General features: G+C 71.7%; 6 protein-coding genes and 1 pseudogene. 6 read left to right on the top strand and 1 reads right to left on the bottom strand.

Going from position 1 to position 9,333, the window contains the following annotated elements:
- The first annotated feature begins 32 nt into the window (after positions 1 to 32).
- Positions 33 to 1,607: a serine/threonine-protein kinase gene (locus tag FNH04_RS34950; RefSeq protein WP_152789871.1), complete on the top strand. Its 1,575-nt coding sequence runs from the start codon at positions 33 to 35 to the stop codon at positions 1,605 to 1,607.
- A gap of 475 nt (positions 1,608 to 2,082) precedes the next feature.
- Here FNH04_RS34950 and FNH04_RS34955 read toward each other — a convergent pair whose 3' ends face one another.
- Positions 2,083 to 2,280 (bottom strand): hypothetical protein, encoded by a 198-nt coding sequence (locus tag FNH04_RS34955; protein WP_152789872.1) that lies wholly within the window; start codon positions 2,278 to 2,280, stop codon positions 2,083 to 2,085.
- Positions 2,281 to 2,524: 244 nt separating this feature from the next.
- On the opposite strand from FNH04_RS34955, the gene FNH04_RS34960 reads away from it, so the two are divergent.
- The 5 genes and pseudogenes from FNH04_RS34960 to FNH04_RS46845 form a co-directional block, all read left to right on the top strand.
- Positions 2,525 to 5,506 carry an esterase-like activity of phytase family protein gene (locus FNH04_RS34960; protein ID WP_152789873.1) on the top strand — a complete coding sequence of 994 codons (2,982 nt, stop codon included), beginning with the start codon at positions 2,525 to 2,527 and terminating at the stop codon, positions 5,504 to 5,506.
- 520 nt (positions 5,507 to 6,026) lie between these two features.
- Positions 6,027 to 7,109, top strand: a complete 1,083-nt coding sequence (locus tag FNH04_RS34965) for a glycoside hydrolase family 5 protein (protein ID WP_152789874.1) — start codon at positions 6,027 to 6,029, stop codon at positions 7,107 to 7,109.
- Between the two features lie 80 nt (positions 7,110 to 7,189).
- Positions 7,190 to 7,630, top strand: a complete 441-nt coding sequence (locus FNH04_RS34970) for a hypothetical protein (protein WP_152789875.1) — start codon at positions 7,190 to 7,192, stop codon at positions 7,628 to 7,630.
- A gap of 186 nt (positions 7,631 to 7,816) precedes the next feature.
- Complete coding sequence (locus FNH04_RS34975; protein ID WP_322724735.1) at positions 7,817 to 8,497, top strand: class I SAM-dependent DNA methyltransferase; 681 nt, start codon at positions 7,817 to 7,819, stop codon at positions 8,495 to 8,497.
- Between the two features lie 214 nt (positions 8,498 to 8,711).
- Positions 8,712 to 9,333: pseudogene (locus tag FNH04_RS46845) on the top strand (SpoIIE family protein phosphatase); the annotation flags it as partial.

Below are 9,333 nucleotides of genomic sequence, written 5' to 3' on the forward strand. Positions count from 1 at the left end.
AGACCCCCCTCCCCTGCCCTAGCCTGTCGCGCATGGACGCACCGGGGGACATCATCGGCGGACGGTTCGAGCTGATCGAACGGCTCGGCAGTGGCGGAATGGGTACGGTCTGGCGGGCTCGGGACACCGTGCTGCACCGCGAGGTCGCCCTCAAGGCCGTACGACCGGACGCGGAGGCCTCGGCCGCCGTACGGGAACGGGTGCTGCGCGAGGCGAGGGCGCTGGCCCGGCTCAGCGACCCGCGCGTGGTCACGATCCACCAGATCATCGACGCGCACCCGAACGACCATCCATGGCTCGTGATGGAGCTGGTCCCCGGCCGTTCGCTCCAGCAGCGGCTGGCCGACGGCCCGCTGGAGCCGGTGGAAGCGGCGCGCCTGGGCCGCCAGGTGCTCTCCGCCCTGCGCGCCGCCCACGCGGCCGGTATCCAGCACCGCGACGTCAAACCCGCCAACATCCTCCTGCGCCCCGACGGCACCGCCGTCCTCACCGACTTCGGCATCGCCGCGCTCCAGGGCTCGACCGCGCTGACGGCCACGGGCGAACTCGTCGGCTCCCCCGAGTACATGGCGCCCGAGCGCATCCGCGGCACCGACGACGACCCGGCCTCCGACCTGTGGTCGCTGGCGCTCGTGCTGTACGTCTGTGTGGAGGGCGTGAGCCCCCTGCGCCGCCCGACCACGCTCGCCACGCTGGCCGCGGTCCTCGACGACCCGGTGCCCCCGCCGGTCCGCTCCGGCCCGCTCGCCCCCGTGCTCCAGGCCCTCCTCGTCCGCGACCCGTCGGCCCGGCCCGACGCGGAACGGCTGGACGCGATGCTGGCGCAGGTGGAGCCGGGGTCGGGGTCGATGCCCACGTGGACGCAGGTGACGGTGACGGAATCCCCGGCGCAGTCCCCGGCCCACGTCCCCGCGCCACCGACCCCGACACAGCAGGACCTGCCGGGCCCGGACCTCCCGCAGCCCGGCCGGGGCCCTCAGGCTCCCGGCCCCGTCGCCCGCGACCGCACCCCGGTCCTCCTCGCCGTCGCCATCGCCGTCGCGGCCGTCCTGGCGGTCGTCACCGCCGTCACGCTCACCCTCGTCCTGCGCGACGGAGGCGGCGAGGAGCAGGCGGGCGGCGGCACCGGCTCTCCGGCCACCACGTCCGCCACGGCGACCACCGGGCCCACAGGAGTCACGACAGGCCCGAAGGACGCACCGAGCCCCAAGACCAGCACCACTCCCAGCACCGGACCGTCGGCCACCCCGAGCAAGTCATCGCCCGGCACCCCCGTCACGGAGACCTGGATCGCCCAGCTGTACTCCGAGCCCGTCGGCAGCGGCACCGCCGCACGGGACCGGCGGCTCGCCACGATCCGCGAGACCGTGCCGGAGGCGACGTACGTGCGGAGCGACGACTACGCCTCGCTCCGCGCGGGCTACTGGGTGATCTACGCCCCGGGACCGTTCACCGACGGCAGCGCTGCCCTGGCCTTCTGCGCCGAGCGCGGACGGACGACGGCGAACTCCTGCATCGGCCGCTACCTCAGCGACAGTTCGGCCGACTCCGGACTCCAGTGCCGTCCGCCGGCGAGCAACCCGACGGGGCGCTGCACACGTACGTGACGAGCGGCCGGAGCCGGTGCGGGGGCTCAGTACGGCAGTACGCGTCCCGAGGGCGTCCGCCGGTCGATGGTGAGATCGCGCGGAGCAGAGGGCCGAGGGTTGGTGCGGATGCGGATGCGGCGGTTCATGGCGGCCTCCTCATGCCTGTGCCCGAGGCGTTCAGGTCCTCGGGCCACGGGGATTTCCGTGCCCTGATGCGGACCAGCCTCCTCGCCGCCGCAGCCTGGTACATCGTGCCCACGGAGAGACTTGTCATGCCTCCGAAGGCGGAGTGATCGGAACTGCCGTACACCCAGGGGCTAATGAGAGACCCTCAACACCCCTACGGGCAAACCCTGAAATCGCGTGGTCCGGCGCCGCTGAAACCCGGGCCCGCCCCGGAGAAGTACAGCCCAGGCCCGTACGAACCCTGGCCGGCCCCGCCTTGTTCGGCCTCGGCCCCGAGCCGCGTCACCACCCTGCCCGGACAGCACACCTACCGCTGCCGCCGGGCGTTTCCCGCCGCCGCGCCGATCGCGACACCCAGGCCCGTGCCGAGCGCGATCCCGAGGCTCAGGTTGCCCGTGAGCACCCCGAAGGCGGTGCCCACACCCGCGCCGACGGCGAGGCCGATCGGCAGCATGCCGGTGGCGGCCGGGCCGCCGGGCTTGTCTTCCTCTCCCTGTTCGGTCACACGCTCATTCCGTCCGGCCGCTTGCCCCCCTCGATGACCTGAGGGTGTCCCTCAGGCGGCTCGCAGAAGAAACGAAGTGAAAACCGGCCAACGTAGCCAAAACGTTTTGCACTTCCTACTGTCGTCGCATCCCGCTGCACCCCATCACCCCGGCTGCCTCCCGGTCAGAGCCAAGGGGCCGGCCCACCCTTGCCCGCGCACGGCCGATGGACCCCGTACCGCCACTCCCCCAGGGAAGGACACCATGCGACACAGACACCGGACGCGCCGCAGACGCGCGCTCCTCAGCGGCGTCACCGCGGCCGCGCTCCTCAGCGGACTGACCCTCGTGAGCGGGTTCGCGGCCGAACCCGGGACGGACTCCGCCGAGCAGCACGGCATCCGGCTGCTGGACACCCTGACCGTACCGGCCGGGACGAGCGAGTTCGGCATGCCCTTCGGCGGGCTGTCCGGCATCGACTTCGACCGGACGTCGGGCGAGTACGTCGCCCTCAGCGACGACCGCTCCGAGAACGGCAAGGCCCGCTTCTACACCCTGCGCCTGCCGCTGGACGGCACCGCCTTCGCGCACGACGAGCCCGACCTCGACGCGCTGACCGTGCTCGACGACACCACCGGCGAACCCTTCACCGCCAAGGCCGTCGACCCCGAGGCGGTCCGCTGGACGCCGGGCGCCAAGAGCCTGCTGTGGACGAGCGAGGGGGCCTCCTCGTCGGGTCAGCCCGCGTTCGTCCGTGAGGCGAGCACGTCCGGCGCGTACGAGCGTGAACTGCCGCTGCCGAAGGCGTACGCCCCGGTCAGGTCCGACTCGGGGACGCTCACCGCGGGCGTGCGCAACAACCAGGCCCTGGAGGGACTGACCCTCTCCCCCGACGGCGGCAAGGCCGTCACCATCACGGAGAACGCCCTCGTCCAGGACGGCCCCGCGGCCGGGCTGACGGCCAGGAGCCCGTCCCGGCTGCTGGTGGCGGACCGCGAGACCGGCGCGGCCGAGGCCGAGTACGTCTACGAGGTCGATCCGATCTCCGACGCGCCCACCGCCCCGCTGCCCGCCCCCGTCGGCACGTACTCCGCGGACCGCGGTGTCTCCGAGATCCTCGCCGTCAACGAGACCGACTACATCACCGTCGAACGGTCCTTCGCGTCCGGCGTCGGTTTCTCCATCCGCCTGTACTGGACCAGCACCATCGGCGCCACCGACGTCGGCGGCGAGAAGAAACTGTCGGGCTCCGAGAAGCCGATGCCGAAGAAGCTGCTGTACGACTTCACCACCACCGGCACCGAGGCCGACAACGTCGAGGGCATCACCTGGGGCCCGGCCCTGCCCGACGGCTCCCGCTCCCTCGTCCTCGTCGCCGACGACAACTTCGGCTTCAACGGGAGCGTCACCAAGTTCCACCTGCTGTCGGTCCGCCCGGGGCTGCTGGCCGCCCACACCCCGGACATCGACGGCGACGGCACGGTGAACGGCAGGGACCTGAAGGCGCTCCCCCGCGCGGGTGACGCCGGCGACCTCGACGGCAACGGCCGTACGGACGCCAGGGACGCCAAGCTCTGGACGTCGTACACCCACGATTTCCCGACCCGGCCGAAGCCCTCGTCCACCGTCGACGTGCAGCTGCTGTCCTTCAACGACTTCCACGGCAACCTGGAACCGCCCACGGGCCGTGACGCCAACCTCGGCTCCAAGCTGGACCCGAAGTCGACCACGGTGGGCGGCGCGGAGTACCTGGCCGCCCGGCTGGGCCAGCTCCGGGAGGGCACCGACGCGTCGCTGACGGTCGCGGCGGGCGACATCATCGGCGCCAGCCCCTTCCTCTCCGGTCTCTTCCACGACGAACCGACCGTCGAGTCCATGGAGAAGCTGCACCTGGACGTCACCGGCGTCGGCAACCACGAGTTCGACGAGGGCACCGAGGAACTACTGCGCATGCAGAACGGCGGCTGCCACCCCGAGGACGGCTGCTACATCGAGGACGAGCCCTACGACGGGGCCGAGTTCCCCTGGCTCGCCGCCAACGTCATCGACCGCGACAGCGGCAAGCCGCTCCTCGCCCCCACCTGGACCAAGAAGGTCGACGGCGTCGAGGTCGGCTTCATCGGCATGACCCTGGAGGGAACCCCCGAGGTCACCGGTCAGTCGGGGATCAGGTCCGTGCGCTTCACGGACGAGGTCGAGACCGCCGGCGCCGCCGCACGCGAGCTGCGCGAGCAGGGCGTCGAGGCCATCGTGGTCCTGCTGCACGAGGGCGGCGTCCAGGCGGGCTCGTACGGGCAGTGCGACGGGATCTCCGGGCCGATCGTGGACATCGCGAAGAACCTGGACCCGGCGATCGACGCCGTGGTCACCGGCCACACCCACCAGCCGTACATCTGCTCGCTGCCCGACCCGGCCGGCAACCCTCGTACGGTCACCTCGGCCTCGTCCTTCGGCCGTGTGGTCACCGAGACCAGGCTGCCGGTGGACCGCCGTACCGGTGACGTCGTACGCGACCAGGTCGCCTCGATGAACCACCTCGTCACCCGCACCACCAAGGACGCCGGCCAGACCGCCGTCATCGACAAGTGGAAGGCCCTGGCGGCGCCCCTGGCCAACCGGGTCGTCGGCGAGGTCACCGCCGACATCACCCGCTCCGAGACCCGCGACGCCGAGTCGGACCTGGCGAACCTGGTCGCCGACGCCCAGCTCGCGGCGACGTCGGCGGCCGACCGGGGCGGGGCCCGGATCGCCCTGATGAACCCGGGCGGGGTCAGGGCGGACCTGGTGTACGCCTCCTCCACGGGCGGTGAGGAACCGGGCGAGATCACCTACGCCGAGGCCTTCGCCGTCCAGCCCTTCGCGGGAACCCTGGTGACGGTGGACCTGACGGGGGCGCAGATCGAGAAGATCCTGGAAGAGCAGTTCAACGACTCGGGCACCCGGGCGCCCACCCTCGTCCTGGGTGTCTCGAAGGGCCTGACGTACTCCTACTCGCGCGGTGCCCCGGTCGGCGACCGCATCGACCCGGAGTCGATCAAGCTCGACGGCGAGACGCTGAATCCCGAGGCCACCTACCGGGTGGCCGCCAACACCTTCCTGGCGGCGGGCGGCGACGGCTTCACCACCTTCGCCGAGGGCACGAACCCGGTCGGTGGCGGCGACGACATCGCGGCCCTGACCGACTACCTCACCGCCCACACCCCCGTCGCCCCTCCGGGCACCGACCGGGTGACGGAACTTTCCTGAGAAGCCCCGAGAAGCAGGGACTTTTCCCTGAGAGCAAGGGGCCGAGGCTCCCTCCCGTGGACGGGAGGGAGCCTCGGCTGTCACGCGTGGGAAACCTTGACGTTCGTGGTGCCCGGTGCCACGATTTCGAACGCCGGAGATGTTTACGTAAACATCCGACCATGGACGGGTCGGCGTCGGTGGCGCACCACCACGTTGCGCTGAGGGAGCAGGCAGGAGCACAACGATGGTTTCCGCATGGCAGGCGAGGACGTACGGCACTTGGAGGCCCTCGCGCCTTCCCTGAGCCTCCGTGACCCATCGGGTATTCGCCCGGTCGACGAGCGAACCCTCTCCCGCTGGTCCGACCTCTGGAGCACCCTCGGATCCCAGGACCGCTCCCCGTCCTCCGTGCTCCTCCGTGGTCCTTCGTGGTCCGCACCGTCCGGCCCGGCACACGTTCCGACGGCCGCTCGGCCAGGCGCAGACAGGCCCACACCGCCCCACGCTGAGCCGCCACCCTCCGAAAGGGCAAGCTGAGATGCGCACACCCCCCGCCGGCACCCGCCTCACCCCACGGCTGCGCGCCGCCCTCGTGGCGATGGTGATCGCCGCGACCAGCGGCACCGCCCTGGCCGGTGGCCAGGCCCAGGCCGCGCCGAACACGGACACGGACACGACCCGACTCAGCAGAGACACGACCCAGTTCAAGGGCGTGAACTGGGCCGACCCCCGTGACAACTTCGCCGACGACCCCGTCGTGCTGTCCGGCCTGTCGACCTCGGACACCTACGCCCAGACCTACACCAAGGCGAGCCGGGTGATCTCGGCGTTCCGCGCGAACCTCGGCGCCAACACCGTCCGGCTGCCCATCAACCCGTACACCGTCAACGGCTCCTACTGGAAGTCGTACCGCGGGGTCATCGACGCGGCGTCGGACAGGGGCTTCAAGGTGATCCTCTCCTACTGGGAGGGGACGGGCCCCCGCAAGGACGGCTTCATCGACGACGAGGCCACGTACTGGCCCATGTGGAACACCGTGGTCAAGGCGTACAAGAACGACAAGCGCGTCTACTTCGAGCCGATGAACGAGCCCCACGGCTACACCGACACCGAGTGGGCCGACATCGCCGCGAAGTGGCTCGACACGTACGGGTCCGTCCCCCGCAACAGGGTGTTCGTCAGCGGCGCCGGCTACAACGACCACGTCACCTCCGTCTGCGCCGACCCGCGCCTCAAGGGCACCTATCTGTCGCTGCACCACTACGGGTTCTGGAAGGAGTACGCCACCTACGACCAGTGGGTGGCCGACCTCAAGGAGCGCATCGGTGACTGCGCCGGCCGGACCGTCGCCGACGAGTTCGGCGCCCACATGACCACCGGTTTCGACTACAACAAGCCGACGCCCGACAACAACTTCATCAACTTCATGCAGGCCGTCACCGACACCTTCCGTGAGCTCAAGATGGGCTCCGTCTACTGGCCCGGCCTGCGCACCGGCGACACCTACTCGCTGCAGACCCTCGTCGGCGACCCGGCCCGGCCCTGGCTGGCCACCACCAACCAGTCCGGCGCCGACCGGCTCGCCTGGGGCTGGGGGCGCGGAAAGCCCGTCGGCTCCTGATCCGGCCTCGACATCGGCTTCAGTGACCCGTGCGACACGGTTCGCTGTTTGCCGAACGTGAGTCCGGATATCCGACCGGTATGGCTGGAGCGAGCAACAAAGCGACGAACGGACAGTCGCCGACCGCGAACGCGCGGGCGGCGAAGAAGACCGTGACCGAAGGCGCCGCGGCACCGGCGAAGGAGGCGCAGCAGGCCGCCACCGAGGCGTCGAAGAACGCCGGGGAAGCGGCCGGTGCCGTGGGCCGCGGCGGCAAGGAGGCCCTGACGGGCCTCGGCGGAGCGGCGTCGGAGAAGGCCAAGGTGGCGGCCAGGACGGTGCAGAGCACCGTCGCCTCGGCCGCCGGGCAGACGGTGGGGAAGGCCGGACTGGCCTGGACCCTCCTGAAGGCCAGGAAGGTCGTGGCGGCCACGGGCGCGGCGGGGACCGCCACCGTGGTCCTGTGCTCCTACACGCTGGGCCGCCGTGCCGGTCTGCGGCAGCGTGGGCCGCTCTCCCGCCTCAGCGGCGGCCGCCTCTGAGCGACGGGACGCCATCGGGGCGCCCCTCCACCCACCCGGGCCCGCCGGAGCTTCGCGCTCCGGCGGGCCCTGCCGTGTCTGCGGAACGCACGCCCGATCTCGTGCAACCTGTGAAAAAATCACACAGAAGGCCGGAAGGGCAGCAGTGACCGGCAGAAGGCGCTGAAAAGCCAGGGGGAAGACATCGTGACCAGCCCCGCCGACGAGCTCGGCTACGGGAGCATCCAGCTCGACCGCACAGGTCAGGCCGAGGCCTTCGACGCCATCGGCAACCGCTACGACGAGGCCTTCCCGCACAAGGAAGGGCAGGTCGCGGCCGTCGAGTGGCTCATCGGGCTGCTACCGGACGGGGCCCGGGTGCTGGACCTGGGGTGCGGTACCGGGCTCCCGACCTCGCGCCGGCTGGCGGAGGCGGGCCTCGACCTCGTCGGCGTCGACCTGTCGGGCAGGATGGTCGACCTCGCCCGCGGGCACGTGCCCACCGGGGTGTTCCACCAGGCGGACATAGCGGACCTGCGCCCCGGAGGCCCCCGCGACCTCGGCCGCTTCGACGCGGTGGCGGCCTTCTTCTCCCTGCTCATGCTGCCGCGGGCCGAGATCCCCCTGGCCCTGCGGACCGTACGTCATCTGCTGGTTCCCGGCGGCCTGTTCGTCCTGTCGATGGTCGAGGCCGATGTGGACGACTTCTCGATCCCGTTCATCGGAAGCACCATCCGGGTCTCCGGTTATCTGCGGGAGGAACTGCGCGAGATCGTCGTGGCCGCGGGCTTCGAGATCGTCGAGGAGTCCATCCACACCTACGCACCGGCGACCGTGGACGTACCGCCCGAGGTGCAGATCTTCCTGCGCTGCAGACTGCGGGCCTGACGGTCCCGACGCGCCCGTCCCGGCACGGGCGCCCACACTGACGGAAGCAACACGTGTGAGGAAGCGGCTCACAGCCCACGGAGGCCCCGGCAGGCAGGCCGATCAGGCCGCACAGGCTGCCAGGGCGGACGAGCGTGCCGCTTCCCCGCGGTCTGCGCGCCCCGCACGGTCGGGAGAGGACCCCGGCGCCCGGGGTGGTGGCGCAGTGAACCGTATGGCGGCCGCGGGTCCCGACCGGGACGCACGTGCCGACACCCCGGAGGCCCCGGTCGCCCCGGTCGCCCCGGAGGCCCCGGTCGCCCCGGACACCTCGGTCGCGCAGGACATCCCGGAGGCCCCGGAAACCTCGGACGCACAAGACGCCCCGGGTACCGCGGACACCTCGGTCGCGCAGGACACCCCGGGGACCCCGGGTACCGCGGACACCTCGGTCGCGCAGGACACCGCGGAGGCCCCGGTCGCACAGGGCACCCCGGAGGCCCCGGGTACGGCCGCACAGGAGACCCCGGCGGCCCCGGCCGCACGGGACGCCCCGGAGACCCCGGCCGCCCAGGACGCGCTGGACGCACATGGCACGCCGGATGCCGCCGACCCGCAAATCGACCGGCTTCGGTACCTCGATGCGGCGACCCGGCATATCGCCCGCGGTATGAATCTCGACGAGACCCTGTCCGAACTGTGCCGCGCGGCTGTCCCGGCGTTCGCCGACATGGCGATCGTTCACCTGTGCGACCCCTTGCCGGTCGGGGACGAGATTCCGGCCGCCCCCACCGTCCTGCGGCTGCACAGCACGGACCGGGCATCGCCGTGGGTCCCGCCCGCCCACGGGCTCGAGC

Origin of the sequence: Streptomyces phyllanthi, assembly GCF_009377205.1 — a bacterium.
Lineage (GTDB): Bacteria > Actinomycetota > Actinomycetes > Streptomycetales > Streptomycetaceae > Streptomyces > Streptomyces phyllanthi.

What these genes read in the sequence shown, in the direction of transcription:
- FNH04_RS34960 (WP_152789873.1), top strand. Translation starts at nt 2,525, where the DNA reads ATGCGACACAGACACCGGACGCGCCGCAGACGCGCGCTCCTCAGCGGC.
- FNH04_RS34965 (WP_152789874.1), top strand. Translation starts at nt 6,027, where the DNA reads ATGCGCACACCCCCCGCCGGCACCCGCCTCACCCCACGGCTGCGCGCC.
- FNH04_RS34950 (WP_152789871.1), top strand. Translation starts at nt 33, where the DNA reads ATGGACGCACCGGGGGACATCATCGGCGGACGGTTCGAGCTGATCGAA.
- FNH04_RS34970 (WP_152789875.1), top strand. Translation starts at nt 7,190, where the DNA reads ATGGCTGGAGCGAGCAACAAAGCGACGAACGGACAGTCGCCGACCGCG.